This window comes from Chryseobacterium taiwanense (genome assembly GCF_000813825.1).
GTDB classification, from domain to species: domain Bacteria; phylum Bacteroidota; class Bacteroidia; order Flavobacteriales; family Weeksellaceae; genus Chryseobacterium; species Chryseobacterium taiwanense.
In genome coordinates this window covers 98,881-117,124 of record NZ_JWTA01000007.1, presented here as the reverse complement: position 1 = coordinate 117,124, position 18,244 = coordinate 98,881, and the positions used below count along the sequence as shown (strand labels likewise).

Below are 18,244 nucleotides of genomic sequence, written 5' to 3'. Positions count from 1 at the left end.
ATATCTGTATTGGTTTCCTATAATAGGAATAATAGTTTGCAAAATTAAGAAAAAAAATCGAGACATGAATACGCTTTAACGTAATATTTTACGCTTTTCAAAACAGAAAAAAGAGACTTCTAAAAGAAATCTCTTTTTATATGTCTCAATCAGTAGATTTTGATACTACTGAAATGTGTTTTTAAAATTATTTTGCTGGTTTTTTAGGACTCATCATCATAATCATTCTCTTTCCTTCAAGCTTAGGAAGCTGGTCTACTTTTCCAACGTGCTCTAGTTCCTGAGCCAGTTTTAGAAGCAAGATTTCTCCCTGATCTTTAAAGATAATCGAACGTCCTTTAAAAAATACGTAGGTCTTTAATTTTGAACCTTCCTCAAGGAATTTCTCAGCATGTTTTTTCTTAAATTCGTAATCGTGCTCATCGGTCTGAGGTCCGAAACGGATCTCTTTTACAACCACTTTTACTTGCTTAGCTTTTAGTTCCTTTTGCTTTTTCTTTTGCTCATATAAGAATTTCTTGTATTCTAATATTCTTGCAATAAACGGTTCTGCCTTATCGGAAATTACTACTAGATCCAATTCTTGTTCCGCAGCAATTTGTCTTGCTTTGTCAATCGGATAAACTCCCGGCTCTACGTTATCGCCCACCAAACGAAGCTCTCTCACACGAATTTTATCGTTGATCAAGTGTAAGTCCTCCTGTACCGGACGTCTTTGTGGGCCCCTGTTGTTAAATCTTTGTGCTATTGTATTATAATTTTATTGGTTAACTTTCTATTTTTTATAAACCATTCTGAATAAAAATTAGCTTAAAATGTATTCAGAATGGTATTTTTTTAGATTTAAGCGTTAAACTCAAATCCTGTTTTTGACTGTTCTTTAAAATAAGTAACGAAATTTTCGATGCTCATTGATCCCAAATCACCTTCGCCACGTCTTCTTACAGAAATTGTGCCATCATTTTCTTCATTTTCTCCCACTACAATCATAAATGGAATCTTCTTCAATTCTGCATCACGGATCTTTTTACCCGTTTTCTCGTTTCTATCGTCAATTAATCCGCTAATATCGTGATTTTCCAGTAATTGAGAAACTTTTTTAGCATAATCTACATATTTCTCACTGATTGGCAAAATGATGAATTGATCCGGAGCCAGCCATAATGGGAAATCTCCAGCCGTATTTTCAATCAAAATCGCAATAAATCTTTCCATAGAACCAAACGGAGCTCTGTGAATCATTACCGGTCTGTGTTTTTCACCATCATTTCCTGTGTACCAAAGATCGAATCTTTCAGGTAAGTTATAATCCACCTGAATTGTTCCAAGCTGCCATTTTCTACCCAAAGCATCTTTTACCATGAAATCCAATTTAGGACCGTAGAATGCAGCTTCACCATATTCAGTTACTGTATTTAATCCTTTTTCAGTTGCAGCCGTTACGATTGCATTTTCTGCTTTTTCCCAGTTTTCGTCAGTTCCGATGTATTTTTCTTTATTTTCAGGATCTCTTAATGAAATCTGAGCTGTAAAATCAGCAAAACCTAATGAACCAAAAACATAAAGAACTAAATCAATCGTTTTCTTAAATTCATCCATTAACTGATCCGGAGTACAGAATAAATGCGCATCATCCTGAGTAAACCCACGAACTCTCGTTAAACCGTGAAGCTCACCACTTTGCTCATATCTGTATACCGTACCAAATTCTGCATATCTTTTAGGCAGATCTCTGTAGCTCCATTGTGAAGTTTTGTAAATCTCACAGTGATGCGGACAGTTCATTGGCTTCAACATAAATTCTTCTCCTTCATTCGGAGTTTTAATAGGCTGGAAGCTGTCTGCTCCATATTTATCCCAGTGTCCTGAAGTTACATACAATTCTTTTGCTCCGATGTGCGGAGAAATTACGAATTCATAACCTGCTTTTTTCTGAGCTTCAGAAAGGAAATTTTCTAATTTTTTTCTTAAAGCAGCTCCTTTTGGCAACCATAAAGGTAAACCTTGACCTACTTTTTCAGAGAAAGCGAAAATTCCAAGTTCTTTACCTAGTTTTCTGTGATCTCTTTTTTTAGCTTCTTCTAAAAGCTCAAGATATTCTGTTAAATCTTTCTGTTTTGGGAAAGAAATACCATACACTCTCGTTAACTGAGGGTTATTTTCATTTCCTCTCCAGTATGCTCCGGCTGCATTCAAAATCTTCATTGCCTTGACAATACTCGTATTCGGAATGTGTCCACCACGACAAAGATCTGTGAAATCGTCGTGTGTTACAAAAGTGATTTCTCCATCATTAAGGTTTGAAATCAATTCCACTTTATAAGGATTGTCTGCATACACTTTTAAAGCTTCTTCTTTAGAAACCGGATATAAAGAGAATGTAGAACCTTTTTTCGCGTTTTCTAAAACCTTCTTTTCGATCTTTTCGAAATCTTTATCAGACAAACTTTCGTCACCGAAATCTACGTCATAATAAAATCCTTTTTCAATTGCAGGACCGATTGTCAACTTAGCATTAGGATAAAATTCAAGGATAGCCTGCGCCAAAAGGTGAGCAGAAGAATGCCAGAAAGCCTTCTTTCCAAGATCATCATTCCAAGTCAACAACTGTACTGTAGAATCCGTAGTTATAGGCGTGGTCGTCTCTACTTGTTTGTCATTTACAACTGCGGAGATGGTATTTCTAGCCAATCCCTCGCTTATAGATTTTGCCACATCTAGCGGAGTTACTCCCGCCTCGAATTCTTTGACGCTATTGTCTGGAAGTGTAATTTTTATCATTGTTTACTAAGAAATTTTAAGATGCAAAAATACGCATTTTTTAGTTAAAATACTATATTCGCATGTACTTAAACCAAGAATTAATATTTAATAATGAAAAAAATACTTTTAGCATTTGCTATTACCATTTGCTCATTCAGTTTTTCTCAACAAAATACCTCAAAATTTTCAGTAACTTATAACAAGAACATTGAAACCTATTTTCTTGCAGAAATCCTTTCAACAGAGCATAGAAGAAACAATAAAGACTTTGAATTATATAAAATTAAAGAATGTTCAGGTTATCAACCCATCGTAAAAAAGGCATTAAATAAATTCGGTCATTTAAAGAACTCTCCAATTGCTGTAGCCACCGCAGAACTCAATGATGTCATCATGGAAAAATACGGTTTAGGGAATGATGCTTTAATGAAATCTCTAGTCTATCATAAAGAATTTCCTTCCAATAATTGGCAAAATGATTATCAATTTGAGTTTTCTCGTTTAAATAAAGACCAAAATAAAGAAGTAACTCTTTTAATTAAAAACTATATTAACGAACTTTCAAAATTCTATACCCAAGAGAAAGTAGAAGTATTTTTTAATGAAAACAAAGACTTTTACCAAGGTTCAATAAATGAATACAACAAACATATTCCTACGGGTTTTACCTATGCAATGGAACAATTTTATGGCGAAAAATTCAATCAGTATGTGATTTTAATATCACCAATGATGATGTGGCCTATTTCTGATGGAGAAGGAAGAGGGATTGGAACAGATGTCGTCTTAAAATCTGGTGCAAAAAATATTTATGAGATAGCAAGTCCGTTTGTAAAAGTTGAAAAACAAGGACAATTTGGATATGACAATCAGTTCCAAGCTAGTTTTTTAAGTGTACATGAATTTGGTCATTCTTTCGTCAATAAAGAAGTGTACAAATATTCCGACAAACTTCTGAAGTTTAAAGATATGTTTGAGAAATCAAATTTGAAAGAAACGATGATTAAAACAGGTGGTTATGGAGATCATGAAACCTGTGTTGCAGAACATTTGGTGAGATTGGGAGAAATTCAAACCGCAAAAATTCAGAAAGATTTTGAGAGAGCAAAACGATTGGAAGAATACCATTTAAAGAACAATTTTATCTTTTTACCTCAATTAGAAGAGAAAATAAAAGAGTATAATTCCAACAGAGCAACATATAAAACTTTTGGTGATTTCGTTCCGCAATTACTTGAAGTTTTTGAAAACAGTAATATTGATTTTATAAATTCTGAACTGGAGAAAGTTAAGAAATAATGTATTTTTTGAACCATTAAGGTTTTAAATAAGGAATTAAGGCAAGTTAAGAAAAATCAAGTAGATTTTTAAATCAAAACTCAACTTAATACTCTTAATTTCTAAATAAATCTTAATGGTTCAAATTAAAACGTTGCATCAAAAAAAAATCAATGATTTCTCTTATATCGCACTTTTTCTTTGATGATTTCAATAACATCCACATTTCTCACTTTAGATTTTACCCAACCATGAATATCTATATAAAACAAAGATCTGCGGTAATATTCATTCCCGGCAAAAACCTCTAGCTTTTTATCAAATTCTTTAAAGGAATCCAATTGTTTATCCGGAGTTAAATTATTCAGATTCTTGAAAAATTTAATGCTTTCAAAATGAAATTCATCCGGCTTTTTCATCTTTTTGGCAAACTTCAAAATCGCCTTGATAAATTCATCATAATCTTCATCATTTCCCGATTCATGTTTTGCCATTAAAATCAGAATCCTTGTGTGAAACAGAAGGTCTTCCTGTACATTTCCTTTAGATTCAATTACTTTTAATGAGTATTTTATGGAATCTTTAAACTTCTTACTTCCAAAAAACATAGCAGCCATTTTCAGGTAAAGAATCATGAAATGATGCTCATCGATTTTATCCCGAAGCCTTTCCATTTTCAGTTCGATTTCAGGAATTAATTTTGAGCCTGAAAAGAATTCACCTTTCACAAAGTGAATATTCATTAATGTATTATAATGTGTCAGAAAAACAAGAGATTGTATATTTTCATTTTGAGCAAAACTTGAAGAGGATACCACCACATTAAAATCTTTAAAACTCTCTTCCAGAATATCAATATTTCCATACAGAAATAGGATTTTTAACAGATAAGTATTGCCTTTGATATACCAAACCGGATGACTCATAATCATCTCTGGATTTTTATGAAACAGATCTACCCATTGATAGGCGTACTTCAAGGTGTATTTATATTCCTGAAGCAACTGATTTTTCCAAACATGTGCCTTAAAATACCATAGTTTTTCTGTGAAATTCAGTCTTTCGAAAGTTATTTTCTGAATTTGAGCATTGAAAACTTCCATGATTTCAGTCCTGCCTTCATCATTTTTTACATATCCATGTGTCAACATTTCGCTGTATAATTTCAACGAAAGATTTGACAGTTCAGTAGCATAATGATTCTGTTTACTGATTTCCGTAGATTGTTGTATCAATTCATCGGCGCGTCCTTCAATACTCCGTGTAATAAATTGAGATTCAATAACTTTTTCAAGATCTATAATTTCTGAAGCTATACTTTTTTCGTCTAATTCTAAAGCAGTCTGCTTAGTTTTATCTAATATTTTAAGAGCCTGTTTATAAAGCCCTTTTTGATATAAAATATTGGCAAAATCAAGCTGTTCACGTAATTGTATTCTGTAATTCTGATGACTTGGGTTCATTCGCAGGCTCACCAAAATTTGTTTATAAAGATGAGCTTTCAGATTGGACAATTGTTGCTTCGTCGAAATTTTTTTGTCAATAATGATGTTTTCATCATATTCCTTCATCTTATCAATTTCTGAAAACAGGAGAAGAAACTTTGCGTCTACATTTATTCCGAGACGGTTTACATAGAGCTTGAATTGCCTTTTTTCGGAGGTCGTTAACGACTTAATTAATACAAATAAAAAATCTTTCTGCAATTCTGCCATTGTAAATTTTTATAATTTAAAATAATGATAATCAAATAATTAAAATAAAAAATCAATATTTTGAGTATTGTAATTTTTATAAAAAATGAAAATTAAAAAACCTTTCAACTTTCTAGTTTTGAATCAAAATTAAATAAAAACTTCATTATGAATTCCGAAAAAGTTGAAATTTTTGATACCACATTGCGTGATGGAGAGCAAGTCCCGGGTTGTAAATTAAATACTGAACAAAAATTAATTATTGCCGAAAAACTGGACGAGCTGGGAGTAGATGTTATCGAAGCTGGTTTCCCAATTTCTAGCCCCGGAGATTTTCATTCCGTTTCGGAGATTTCAAAACTGGTAAAAAACGCCAAGGTTTGCGGATTGACGAGAGCCAATCAAAAAGATATCGATACTGCTGCAGAAGCCTTAAGATATGCTAAAAGACCAAGAATACACACAGGAATCGGAACTTCTGATTCTCATATCAAATTCAAATTCAATTCAAACAGAGAAGATATTATCGAAAGAGCTGTTCAGGCTGTAAAATATGCTAAAACATTCGTTGAAGACGTAGAATTTTACGCTGAAGATGCTGGAAGAACTGATAACGATTATTTAGCAAAAGTTTGTGAAGCCGTTATCAAAGCCGGAGCTACAGTGCTGAATATTCCTGATACAACCGGATATTGTTTGCCTGAAGAATACGGGCAAAAAATAAAATATTTAAAAGAGAATGTAAAGGGCATTGATAAAGCTATCCTGTCTTGTCACTGTCACAACGACTTGGGAATGGCAACTGCAAATTCTATTGCAGGAATTGTAAACGGAGCAAGACAAATTGAATGTACCATCAACGGACTTGGAGAAAGAGCCGGAAATACCGCTTTGGAAGAAGTGGTAATGATTCTTAGACAACATGCACATTTAAAATTATATACTGACGTTCAGTCCAAAATGCTCAACCCTATGAGCATTTTGGTTTCTGAATTGATGGGAATGCCGGTTCAGCCCAACAAAGCAATTGTTGGAGCCAATGCTTTTGCACATAGTTCTGGAATTCATCAGGATGGTGTCATCAAAAACAGAGAAACTTATGAAATTATCGATCCTGAAGAAGTGGGGGTAAATTCTTCAACGATTGTATTGACAGCAAGAAGCGGACGTTCTGCGTTAGCTTATAGATTCAAGCATATTGGTGTAGATGTTACCAAAAACGAGCTCGATTTTTTATATCAGGAGTTTTTGAAAATTGCTGATAGAAAGAAAGAGGTCAACAATGATGATTTAAGTTCAATCATCGAAAAAGTAACAAGAAAAATAGGGTAGTATAATTGATTTAAATGTGCTAAAATTAAAATGAACAACGATAAAAAGACACTTTTTGACAAAGTTTGGGATGCTCACGTTGTAGAAACGATTCCGGACGGACCTCAAATTATATACATCGACAAACATCTGATTCATGAAGTAACAAGCCCACAAGCTTTTGCAGAACTGGAATCTAGAGGTCTAGAAATCTTCAGACCTAAACAGATTGTTGCTACTGCCGATCACAATGTTCCGACCTTAGATCAGGATAAACCGATTCGCGATGATTCTTCAAGAAATCAGGTGGAACAGCTCACAGCAAACTGTAAGAAAAATAATATTGAATTATATGGTTTAGGACATCAATATCAAGGAATTGTTCACATTATTGCTCCTGAATTAGGAGTAACACAACCGGGAATGAGTATCGTTTGCGGAGACAGTCACACATCTACTCACGGTGCTTTCGGTTCTATTGCTTTCGGAATCGGAACAAGTCAGGTAGCGCAGGTTTTTGCAAGCCAGTGCTTATTGTTGAACAAACCAAAATCGATGAGAATTACCGTAAATGGTAAATTAAACAGAAATGTTCAGCCGAAAGATGTGATTTTATACATCATTTCAAAAGTCGGAACCGATAGCGGAACAGGATATTTCTGTGAATATGCCGGAAATGTTTTTGAAGAAATGTCGATGGAAGGAAGAATGACGGTTTGTAACATGAGCATAGAAATGGGCGCTCGAGGAGGAATGATTGCTCCTGATGAAACGACTTTCAATTATGTTAAAGACAGAACTTTCGCGCCAAAAGGCGAGGAGTGGGAAGAAAAAGTAGAATATTGGAAAACCTTAAAAACAGACGACGAAGCCGTTTTTGATGCCGAATTTTCTTTTGATGCCTCAGAAATCTATCCAATGATTACTTACGGAACCAATCCGGGAATGGGAATTTCTATCAACCAGAATATTCCGAATCCGCAAAACGAATCTGAGGAAAAGGCATTGAAATATATGGGTTTAAAAGCCGGGCAAGCACTTTCTGACATTAAAGTTAATTATGTTTTCATCGGAAGTTGTACGAATGCAAGAATTGAAGATTTTCGTTCTGCTGCGAATTATATTAAAGGGAAAAGTAAATCCGAACACGTTCAGGCTTTGATTGTTCCGGGTTCTCAACAGGTTGTAAAACAGATTTTCGAAGAAGGTTTGGATAAAATTTTCAACGAAGCTGGTTTTCAGATCAGACAACCGGGATGTTCTGCTTGTTTAGCAATGAATGACGATAAAATTCCGGAAGGAGAGTACTGTGTTTCAACTTCTAACAGAAACTTTGAAGGAAGACAAGGACAGGGAGCCAGAACGATTTTAGCAAGTCCTTTAACGGCGGCAAAAGTTGCTATTGAAGGAAAAATCTCAGTCTTTGAAAACTAATGATAAAGTGAATTTTATTTCAAAAGTGAAAGGTCAATGGTCAATATAAAAACAGTTGAAAAATTCACCATTGACTTGCGAAACAAAATTCACATTTCACATTAATAATTTTAACACAATGCAAAAATTAGTCATAATACAATCCCGAGCAATTCCTTTGCCGGTAGAAAATATAGATACAGACCAGATTATTCCTGCCAGATTTTTAAAAAGTATTGATAAAAACGGTTTTGGAGATAATCTTTTCAGAGATTGGAGATACAATGTTCATACGAATGAGCCTAATCCTGATTTCGTTTTAAATAATCCGACATACAGCGGTGAAATTCTTGTTGCAGGAAACAATTTCGGTTGCGGAAGCAGTCGTGAACACGCCGCTTGGTCTTTAACAGATTATGGTTTTAAAGTGGTTGTTTCAAGCTTTTTCGCAGATATTTTTAAGGGAAATGCTTTAAACAATGGATTATTGCCTGTAAAGGTTTCCGAGGAATTTTTAAAAGAAATACTATCTGACATTACAGAAAATCCTGAAAAAGAAATTTTGGTAGATGTCGAAAAGCAGACCATTACTTTCAATGACAAAAGCGAAAGCTTCGAAATTGATTCTTATAAAAAAATATGTCTGATGAACGGTTATGATGATATTGACTTCTTAATCAGCAGAAAACAAGCTATTCAGGAATTTGAATTAAAAACACAAAAAGTATATGAAAACTGATTTTAAAATTGCGGTTCTTGCTGGAGATGGAATCGGACCGGAAGTAGTAAATGAAAGCATTAAAATTTTAGATGCTATTGCTGAAGCTTTTCACTATAAATTTGAATTTAAACAAGCTTTAGTAGGTGCAGAAGCTATTTTCCAGACAGGAAATCCTTTACCGGATGAAACCCTTGCCATCTGTAAAGAATCTGATGCCGTGCTTTTCGGAGCTATCGGAGATCCTTCTTTTGATAACAATCCTGATGCGAAAGTCCGTCCTGAACAAGGTTTATTGAAACTTCGTAAAGAATTAGGGCTTTTTGCCAACATCAGACCTTTGAAAACATATAGTTCTTTGATTGAGAAGAGTCCATTGAAAAAAGAAATCATTGACGGTACCGATATTCAGATTTTCAGAGAATTGGTAAGCGGGATCTATTTTGGTGAAAAATTTACGGATGAAGAAGCAGGTTACGCTTATGATATCTGCAAATACAATCGTGATGAAATTACTCCGATTGTACATATGGCTTTTCAGGAGGCACAGAAACGCAGAAAAAAATTAACCTTAATCGATAAGGCAAATGTGTTGGATACTTCCAGATTATGGAGAAAAGTATGCAAGGAAATTGCAGCAGAATACCCTGATGTAGAACTTGATTTTATGTTTGTAGATAATGCAGCTATGCAGTTGATCTTAAATCCAAAACAGTTTGATGTGATCGTTACAGAAAATATGTTTGGAGACATTATTTCTGACGAAGCGAGTGTGATCGGAGGTTCTATTGGTTTACTTCCTTCCGCTTCTATTGGTAATGACAATGCTATGTTTGAACCCATTCACGGTTCTTATCCGCAGGCAAAAGGAAAGGGGATTGCCAATCCGATTGCTTCTATATTAAGTACAGCAATGATGCTTGATTATTTAAAACTGGATCATGCTGCCGAAAAATTAAGAGAATCTGTAGAACATGCAATAGAAAACAAATACGTAACCATAGACCTTAATGCAGAGCAACCATATTCTACAAGTGAAGTAGGTAGTTTTATTGTAGATTACATTAAATATTCTGAGAAAAGCTATTATAATTTTGAGAATGTAAAAATCGGAAAATCAACGATTGTATAATAATAAAGTGACTTGTCAATTTTGCTTCGTAAGTCAATAGTCAAATAGTTAGGGGTAGTTTACGAGCGAAGCGAATTGACCACTGTCAGTTCATAAAAAACGTTTGACTTTTATTTGTATATTTTTTTAAGGTTTCACTCAATGAGCTGAAACCTTTTTATATTTTGAACATGTGTAAATTTGATTAAATGTTCTAAAATCATCATTTGTTTTTTTGACGCAAAGAATATGCTTAAAGACTTAATTATTTAAGTGAGCAAAGAGGAATCAACAAGTTGATTTGATGAAGCTAAACTTTCAAGCTTCGCGCAACAAAATTATTTGCATTTGCTTTCTAAAAAAATGTAAAGTTGAATTAAAAACTTGTGTTAAAAAAAATAGAGTTATAAAAATTTAGACGACTATATACAACTTTATACCATTATCATAGCCTTAACAAAAAAATCCACCTTATAAAGATGGTTTTTTTATTATTCTTCTGTATTATCAGTTTTCCCTGATTTATTTTTTGAAGGTTTCTGAATATCTTCTTTTTTAATATCGGGCGGATTCGTTTTCTTTGACGAAGCAGGAATATCGGGAAAATCCTGATTCTGCTTCCTCGTTTCTGCACTGTTGGCAGATTCTTTCTTTTTGTCGTTTTCTTTGGTGTTCATAACTTTATATTTTATAGTTACTATCATTCAAAGGGTTTGCCAAAAAGAAATTATAATAAACTATCCTCCGTTTTTTCCTGATTTATTCGTTGATGATTTCGGAAGATCTTCTTCTTTATTCTTCTTAGGAAGATTAACTGCTGTATTTTCTTCCTTTTTAGTATTTTTTTCGTTTTCTGGTGTCATGGTCTTATTTTTAAAGACCTAAGATACCAATTTTCCCAGTCTGATCTTCAATCTCGTAATTCAATGCCTTTGCCAACACGAAAATAGTATTGAGGTTTTCCATTAATTGCTTGTGTCCTTCTGTTCTCAATTTATTTTGATCAACAGATTTCACAGCCGTTTCTTTAGCTTTCTGAGTTACATTTTTAATGTCTTTCTCAGAAATTCTATTGAAAAAAGAATCATCTAACGATTGAATTTCCACACTTGGCGTAATTCTCACATCTGCTTCAGGAAGGTCTGTAATAATCAGTTTTTTATTAATCGAATCAACCTTAATTTTCATTTTATTAAGATCATAAGAAACCTGCGCATTAGTCTTAGTATAAGTAATAATGCTATTGCTGGAAACTTCTTTTCCGAAAAACTCGTAACCCATTTTTGTTTTCTGCATCGAAGAAAAATTCTGTTCAATCACCACCATTTTATTCATTTTGGCAATCTGATTGGTCAGAATATAATAGTCTGACTGTTCTGTTTTATTACCAAAATTAAAACAGGATTTCAATCCAAAAAACAATACGACCATTAGCAGAGCTCCTGCCACGAAAGGGAGTATAAATCTGATATTTTTCAAATCTATTATTTTAATATTTCATTGATTACAGATTGGTCGTCTTTCTTCAGAATATTCACCAAATCTCTTTCAATATATCCTGTTGTAGGCATTTCTATGATTCTTCCGATTTCTTTACCGTATTTCTCAACAATAATTGTCGGAACTTTCTGAATATTATAAAGACCTTCATCTCCTGTTGGAGATTCTTTTTTACGGTTTACAGCAATTATCGTCAGTTTATTATCCGGATATTTTACTTCCTCCAAAATCTTCATTAATCTTGGAAAATCCCTATGACTGTCCTCACACCATGTTCCCATGAAAACGATGATATTATAGGAATTGATTTTATCCTTTTTAAGATCATTAATCGCTTTTTGATCCATTGCATATTCATCATGCTCTTTCACATACCAGTCTGCGTATGGAGCTTTCAGGAACTGATCTTTTAATTGGTGTCCTAAAAGCATTTTGCCGTCATTGGTAGTTTCAACCTCGCGGTTTACGACTACTTTCTGAGCATTGAACTGCTGAGCTGTAAAAGCCAAACAGGAAATCACGGCAACATTTGTAATGAGTTTTTTCATATTATTTTTCGATAATTGTCTTCAAATCAGCCGGAGAATAATATTTATTTTTCAGGACTTTATGATCTGCCTGTCTGTAAACATTAAATTTCTCACCCGATTTTTCATAAAATGATTCTACGTCTTTTGCTTTGTAAAATTCAACGGTTTCCTGTGCCTGTTCTTCATTATCGCAAGCTTTTGACATATTGGAGCGCTGAACTTCGTTGAATAGTTCTACAAATTTGTTGCCAAGTCCGAATTCCAGTACGGCACCACTCAAAACATATTGCAAATCACACAATGCATCAGCAATTTCTACGATATTATTGTCAGCAATCGCTTGTTTTAATTCATTTAATTCTTCCTGTAAAAGCTCAACTCTAAGGTTACATCTTTCCGGAGAAGGAATTTGTGGAGTATCTAAAATAGGGGCTTTGAAAGTTGTGTGGAATTCTGCTACTTGGTTCAGACTATCAATTTTATCCATGAATATTTTTTATTTAAAGCAAATATAGAAAACGATTTTGAAAAATTTACCACGCTTTTTTGAATAAAATCTAAACCTGATGAATTGCAGGATATTTTCATTAAAAAAAATCCACAGCTTACTACTGTGGATTTACTTCAATTATTTATTGTCATTCTGAATGAAATGAAGAATCTCTTCATCATAAATTAGATTTCTCCTTCCGTCGAAATGACAAACAATTTATTCTAGTTTAATGATTCTAGTTCTTTATATTCCCAAATACCTGAAACATCTAAAACAGTTAATCCCGGTTGTTTTTCGCCATAACTGAAAACTCCTAAGTATTTTGATTGGCAAGATTCACAGTGTGTTCCAAAATATAAAGTAGGCAACTCATTCACCGTTAATTCTCCATAATGAATTCTTCCGGGTGATGTTTTCGTTACTATATTGTTATTTAAAAGATCTGTTTTAGTCAATACTTTGTCTTCATTATAGAGCTGAAAAATTGGAAACCCAGATTCATAAGGCGTAATTTCAACGGTATTTACATGGTTGCACTTATTACAGGTAAACTTTACGATTGCCGATGGGCTTATCTCATCATTACTAAAGTAATTTTTTGCAACAAGAGCTTTTTTACCTAGGATTATTTTTTTTGATATTGAATGCATTTAGGTTTGTTTATTACTGTATTACCGTACCTACCAAGTTATTGTATTTTCCACTTGGACTTTTTTTGATGGTAATTTTCACATATCCTTCCTGTGCTAATTTATTCCATGTTTTTTGATAACCTGTTGTAATATCAATTGGAATTTTCCACATCGTCTGTTTACCTCCTCCGACTTGGCCAAACCAAGGAATAACATCAGCAGTTTGAGATTTGAAAGATAATAAATTATTTAAAACATCGATCTCATAATAGAAATCATAAGCATTCTCAGGTTGATTTAAGGCTCTTTGTGAAAACGTATAGACATATCCGTTAATGATTGGGCTTGTAAAACTTCCTCCCAAAGTAGGAACTCCGGTTCCATTATAATTACCGACAGCTCCGCTGTATCTGTCAAATTTTTGTCCAGCCTGGAAAGGAACATCATCTACAATATTGTATCCTCCGTTTGCAGGTGGCCATCCTCCGTTTAAATTATTAACTTTAAAAAGAGCTTCCAATTCTCCCCATTTTCCTTGTTTATAGAGCTCAAATATATAATCTCTGGTTTGCTGATCTACCGTTCCGCCTGTATCGTAAGTTGCTGCAAAGTCATTAGCACTTTTGTAGAATACCGTTTTTACAGGTGGAATAGCTGCTTCCGTCTCATCGTCTGAACTACAGGCAATGGAAAGAAAAGCAGTTGACAAAAAAAATAAATACTTAAATAAATGTTTCATATAAAAATTTTAAATTATGTAAAATAGGGAAGATCAACAGTTACTCGTCCTTATACTTATTTACAGGAAGTCTTATGTATAAAAGATCATTTCAAATCCTATGAAATGAAAATACATTTGAAGAAAAATACAAAATGATATTGCCTGGTTTTTCTAAAAAACATTTTAGAACTTCCGTGAAAGACAAGTCGGGTAGACGGTACAATAAGAATAATCTCAGCGATAAAATTAAATAAAAAATTCATTTACTAGTGACTTTTTTTAATAAAATTATCATTCTTACAGTAATAATGATTTATAAAAGAAAATTTCACATTCATCTCTGAATTGATTCTGAATACATTAATTGAATTTCCATCAATAAAAAAGCTGCCTGTTTTCACAGACAGCCTTACATAATTTAATAACTTGTTATTAGTTTTTAATGAATCTCTTAGAAACCTCTCCAATCTGAATAATATAAGCACCTTTAATAAGACTGCTAACATTCACAGAACCTCTTTCAAGTTTTCCTGAAGTAATTAGTTTTCCACCCATGTCGAAGATTTTATAATCTTCTGAAGCCGAATTTGAAATATGTAATATATCTCTTGCCGGATTTGGATATAGTTTAATATCAGTTACTAAATCTTTAGTATCCAATAGATCTCCTCTTCCGGATGAAACAATATTCAAGGTATAATCTTCAACCTGTCCGTACGTATACGATCCACAAGAAGATGTAGGAAGAGAGCTGTATTTCATCATTACTCTCATTCTTGTCGTTCCTAAAGTTGCCGTAGCAGGAATGGTAATTGATCCTGTAGCCGGACTTGTTGTAGAACCTGCTTTAGACCAAGCTAATTCACCGCTGTCTGCAAAGTCTCCATCTTTATTGTAATCAATATACACAGCGTACGCTTCACTATACTTCGTAGACGTCCAGGTTGGAGTTACTGAAATAGTATAAGCGCTTCCTCTTGTTACATTTGTAGAAACAGAGGTAAAGTCTTCGTAACCTGCAGTACCTGTAGAAGTATTATTAATTGTACCGAAGCTTACATTTCCTATTCTTTCATCGGCTGTGTTCGTTGCCGCTGCTGAACAGTAGCTCACCGAAGTTCCTGCAAGGGTTGTTACACTTACTGTATTGCTGGAAACAGATACATTTCCTGCTGCATCTTTCGCTTTCACCGTGAAACTGTAAGTTGTAGAAGGCGTTAAGCTTGTTACAGTATAAGTAGTAGATGCTGTGGAACCGATCAACGAAGAACCTTGATAAACATCGTAACCTGTAACTGCTACGTTGTCTGTTGCTCCTGACCAAGAAAGATTTGTGCTTGTAGAAGTAGTGCCTGAAGCTGCTAATGTAGGTGCTGTAGGAGCAACAGTATCTGAAGATCCTGAACCTGCATTTACAGTAATATTTGCGTTATTTACATCAAAGAAAATATGATTGGAACCTTTTACCATAATTCTTCCTGTAGTGGTAGAAACATTCGGAATCGTTACTGCCTGAGTTCCATCGTTTGGAGTCCCTGCCAATAGAGTAGTCCATGTATTCCCGCTGTCTGTAGACCAAAGAATATCAACGTTTGCAGCGTTTACGTTATTAGCTGTAGTTCCGGCTACATTCCAGGTTATCGTTTGAGAAGTACCTCCGGAATACGTTGTTGCTGAATTTTGCGAGCTTACACTGAAAGGTCCTGCTGTACCATTTACAGTAATTACTGCATCGTCAGAATTATTTCCGGAACCTCCGGCTCTGTTATCACGAACTGTAAATCTGAAATTATATGTTCTTGCTACATTTGATAAAGCTTCGACTGTGATTTCAGAACCTGCCGTTGTGGTTGCTCCCGCTAAAACAGATGCCATTCTTGGGAAATATCTCGTTGGAGTTGTTTGCGGAGTCCAAGATCTGAAAGTTGGCCCTGTTGCTTTTGTAGCACTTGCTGCAGAGCTTGCTCCAGTTTGAGAAGAGGATGCATTATCCATCTGCTCCCAAATGTATGTTAAAGAATCACCATTAGCATCAGTTCCTGCTCCGGTTAACATAAATGGCGTTCCTTTTGGAATCGTATAGTCTAAACCTGCACTTGCTGTAGGAATTGAATTTCCTGTAGCTGTATTTACAGAACACGTTTTAGCTTTAATATTATTGGTAATCTGCTGAATACTGATCGCATGGAAGAATGCATCTGAATGTGGCTGAATATCCTGACTTGTAATTCCTGCATAACCCATAATTGTTGATCCTGAACCGGGTTCCATATTTGCTCCCGTTCCTTCGTTGCTCATTGAGAAGGTATGATTTCCACCGAATTGATGCCCCATTTCGTGAGCTACATAATCAATATCGAAGTTATCTCCTGAAGGAATTGCATCCGCAGGAGAAGTATAACCACTTCCTTTTGAACCGTTTGTACAGATACAACCGATACAACCTGCGTTTCCTCCACCTCCTGAAGCTCCGAACAAGTGACCGATATCGTAGTTCGCTTCACCAATTACTGAGGTTAAAGTACTTTGAAGCTGAGAATTCCAGCTGCTCATTCCTGAAGCTGCAGAATACGGATCGGTAGAAGCATTGGTATAAATTACCGCATCATTATTAGCAATTAAAACCATTCTGGAAGCAAAATCTTTTTCAAAAACTCCGTTTACACGAGTCATGGTATTGTTCATTGCTGCTAAAGCGTTGGCTTTTGTTCCACCGAAATAGGTAGTATATTCTCCTGTACAAGACAATGCCAGTCTGAATGTTCTTAACTGAGCATCATCTGCGTTGGGTCTTGCAACTAAGCTTGATGAATTTGCAGCCCCTTTTTGCGCAACATCAATTACGCTACATTCAAATTTACTCAGATCATCTTTCTTATCAGACTTTTTATACACGACGTAAGTTGAAAGATCTTTTGTATAAGGCTCGATAAAAACAGCAGATTTATCACCGTAAATTTCCATAGATGATAATCCTAATGGGGAAATACTGAAGTACACTGTAGAATTGGGGTCTTCTAATCCTGTCCCTACGTAAGACTTGATATCGGGATATTTCGCAGCCAGCTCAGGAGCAAAGTTGGAATTCTCTTTTACTTTAAAGTTTTCCATCTTACCTTCAGAGTTCGGGAAAGAAATAATAATTTCCGACTTTTCTCCTGCTGCCAATCTCTTGGGAGCCTTTGCAAGAACATTTTTCAATCCGTTAATGTCCAGACTGAAAATCCTTGGAGTGGCAATCGTGGATTTGTTTTCAAAAATTTCTGAAGTTGTTTTTCTTGAACTTTCAGACCAAAGACGGTCGGTTTGTGCGAAAGAAATGCCTGAGATCAGAAGTACTCCGATCACGGATAATTGTTTTCTCATATAATCTTTATTTTGTTTGTGGAATATCAAAGCTAATAAAAAATATATTACAGAAAATAAAATTATTTAAGAAAATTTTAGATTATCTATTTAAAATATTATGCAATACATTGAAAATGGTTTAAATATTATTTTTTCACTAAAAGAAAATAGCACACGCAAAATACGTGTGCTATTGGGTTATTGATAATATAATTCTAAATTTCTAAAACTTATCGTCGGCAGTCGGTCCGTACAATCCCGGAACTTTATTTCCCGTAGATCTTAAATAGACAACCAACTCACCTCTATGATGGTACAAATGATTGTAAAGGAATGAACGAATCACCTGAATTTTCGGCATAGGAGGGAAGAGTACGTTTCCGTCCATTTCCATTTTCCATTCGTTGAAATACGTGCTTTCGTCCGAATTTTCTAAAACCTTCTGAGCTTTAGCAACATTTTCTTCAAACTTAGCAACAATATTTTCTGCTTTGGAAATATCTCCTTTGTCGTATTTGTATGATCCCATATCAAATACATCCTGATTAAAAGTAGATTCAAACCAATTATAGACTTCTGCAACGTGTGATGCCAACTGACCCGTTGTCCAATTAATTTCAGACGGCTTCCAGTCCAAAGCAGTGTCCGGAATTGCCTTCAAAAGTTTTCGGGTACTTTCTGCTTCATGCAAAAACTCACCCAACAAAGCCTGTTTAATCATTTGTTTATGTT

17 protein-coding genes are annotated in these 18,244 nt (G+C 34.5%); 5 read left to right on the top strand and 12 right to left on the bottom strand.

The genetic code is table 11. From position 1 onward, the window contains the following. Window positions 1-187 precede the first annotated feature (187 nt). Both infC and thrS read right to left on the bottom strand, forming a co-directional pair. Entirely contained in the window at window positions 188-688 is a 501-nt protein-coding gene (infC, locus tag RM51_RS09985) for a translation initiation factor IF-3 (RefSeq protein WP_185095002.1), read from the bottom strand. Window positions 689-843: 155 nt separating this feature from the next. Continuing rightward, window positions 844-2,781 carry a threonine--tRNA ligase gene (gene thrS / locus RM51_RS09980; RefSeq protein WP_039368469.1) on the bottom strand — a complete coding sequence of 646 codons (1,938 nt, stop codon included), beginning with the start codon at window positions 2,779-2,781 and terminating at the stop codon, window positions 844-846. A 93-nt stretch (window positions 2,782-2,874) separates the two neighbouring features. Between thrS and RM51_RS09975 the strand changes: the two genes are divergently transcribed. After that, window positions 2,875-4,062, top strand: a complete 1,188-nt coding sequence (locus RM51_RS09975; protein WP_039368467.1) for a DUF4932 domain-containing protein — start codon at window positions 2,875-2,877, stop codon at window positions 4,060-4,062. Between the two features lie 149 nt (window positions 4,063-4,211). Here RM51_RS09975 and RM51_RS09970 read toward each other — a convergent pair whose 3' ends face one another. Next, complete coding sequence (locus tag RM51_RS09970) at window positions 4,212-5,756, bottom strand: hypothetical protein (RefSeq protein ID WP_039368465.1); 1,545 nt, start codon at window positions 5,754-5,756, stop codon at window positions 4,212-4,214. A gap of 147 nt (window positions 5,757-5,903) precedes the next feature. Between RM51_RS09970 and RM51_RS09965 the strand changes: the two genes are divergently transcribed. The 4 genes from RM51_RS09965 (at window position 5,904) to leuB (ending at window position 10,309) form a co-directional block, all read left to right on the top strand. Continuing rightward, on the top strand, window positions 5,904-7,067 hold the full coding sequence (locus RM51_RS09965) for a 2-isopropylmalate synthase (RefSeq protein WP_084111055.1): 1,164 nt from the start codon (window positions 5,904-5,906) through the stop codon (window positions 7,065-7,067). A 30-nt stretch (window positions 7,068-7,097) separates the two neighbouring features. After that, a complete protein-coding gene (gene leuC, locus RM51_RS09960; protein WP_039368463.1) occupies window positions 7,098-8,480 on the top strand; it encodes a 3-isopropylmalate dehydratase large subunit in 1,383 nt (460 codons plus the stop codon). A gap of 118 nt (window positions 8,481-8,598) precedes the next feature. Continuing rightward, window positions 8,599-9,198 (top strand): 3-isopropylmalate dehydratase small subunit, encoded by a 600-nt coding sequence (gene leuD / locus RM51_RS09955; RefSeq protein WP_039368461.1) that lies wholly within the window; start codon window positions 8,599-8,601, stop codon window positions 9,196-9,198. After that, a complete protein-coding gene (gene leuB / locus RM51_RS09950; RefSeq protein ID WP_039368459.1) occupies window positions 9,188-10,309 on the top strand; it encodes a 3-isopropylmalate dehydrogenase in 1,122 nt (373 codons plus the stop codon). Before leuD ends, leuB begins: the two co-directional genes overlap by 11 nt. A 470-nt stretch (window positions 10,310-10,779) precedes the next feature. Here the strand turns inward: leuB and RM51_RS09945 are convergent, their stop codons facing one another. The 9 genes from RM51_RS09945 to RM51_RS09910 all read right to left on the bottom strand — a co-directional run bounded on the left by RM51_RS09945 (window position 10,780) and on the right by RM51_RS09910 (window position 18,233). Continuing rightward, window positions 10,780-10,965: a hypothetical protein gene (locus tag RM51_RS09945; protein ID WP_039368455.1), complete on the bottom strand. Its 186-nt coding sequence runs from the start codon at window positions 10,963-10,965 to the stop codon at window positions 10,780-10,782. Window positions 10,966-11,025: 60 nt separating this feature from the next. Then, the gene (locus RM51_RS19665; RefSeq protein WP_262483698.1) at window positions 11,026-11,151 is read right to left on the bottom strand and encodes a hypothetical protein; all 126 of its coding nucleotides are present in this window, start codon (window positions 11,149-11,151) and stop codon (window positions 11,026-11,028) included. 10 nt (window positions 11,152-11,161) lie between these two features. After that, window positions 11,162-11,767 carry a DUF4230 domain-containing protein gene (locus tag RM51_RS09940; RefSeq protein WP_039368452.1) on the bottom strand — a complete coding sequence of 202 codons (606 nt, stop codon included), beginning with the start codon at window positions 11,765-11,767 and terminating at the stop codon, window positions 11,162-11,164. Between the two features lie 5 nt (window positions 11,768-11,772). Beyond that, window positions 11,773-12,336 carry a TlpA family protein disulfide reductase gene (locus RM51_RS09935; RefSeq protein ID WP_039368450.1) on the bottom strand — a complete coding sequence of 188 codons (564 nt, stop codon included), beginning with the start codon at window positions 12,334-12,336 and terminating at the stop codon, window positions 11,773-11,775. Between the two features lies 1 nt (window position 12,337). Continuing rightward, window positions 12,338-12,805 (bottom strand): pyrophosphohydrolase domain-containing protein, encoded by a 468-nt coding sequence (locus tag RM51_RS09930; protein ID WP_039368447.1) that lies wholly within the window; start codon window positions 12,803-12,805, stop codon window positions 12,338-12,340. 227 nt (window positions 12,806-13,032) lie between these two features. Further along, on the bottom strand, window positions 13,033-13,461 hold the full coding sequence (locus tag RM51_RS09925) for a hypothetical protein (protein WP_039368444.1): 429 nt from the start codon (window positions 13,459-13,461) through the stop codon (window positions 13,033-13,035). Window positions 13,462-13,474: 13 nt separating this feature from the next. Next, the gene (locus RM51_RS09920; protein ID WP_039368441.1) at window positions 13,475-14,182 is read right to left on the bottom strand and encodes a glycohydrolase toxin TNT-related protein; all 708 of its coding nucleotides are present in this window, start codon (window positions 14,180-14,182) and stop codon (window positions 13,475-13,477) included. A gap of 414 nt (window positions 14,183-14,596) precedes the next feature. Then, a complete protein-coding gene (locus tag RM51_RS09915) occupies window positions 14,597-17,530 on the bottom strand; it encodes a reprolysin-like metallopeptidase (RefSeq protein ID WP_039368438.1) in 2,934 nt (977 codons plus the stop codon). A gap of 205 nt (window positions 17,531-17,735) precedes the next feature. Next, window positions 17,736-18,233: a DinB family protein gene (locus RM51_RS09910; RefSeq protein ID WP_039368435.1), complete on the bottom strand. Its 498-nt coding sequence runs from the start codon at window positions 18,231-18,233 to the stop codon at window positions 17,736-17,738. Between the last annotated feature and the right edge of the window lie 11 nt (window positions 18,234-18,244).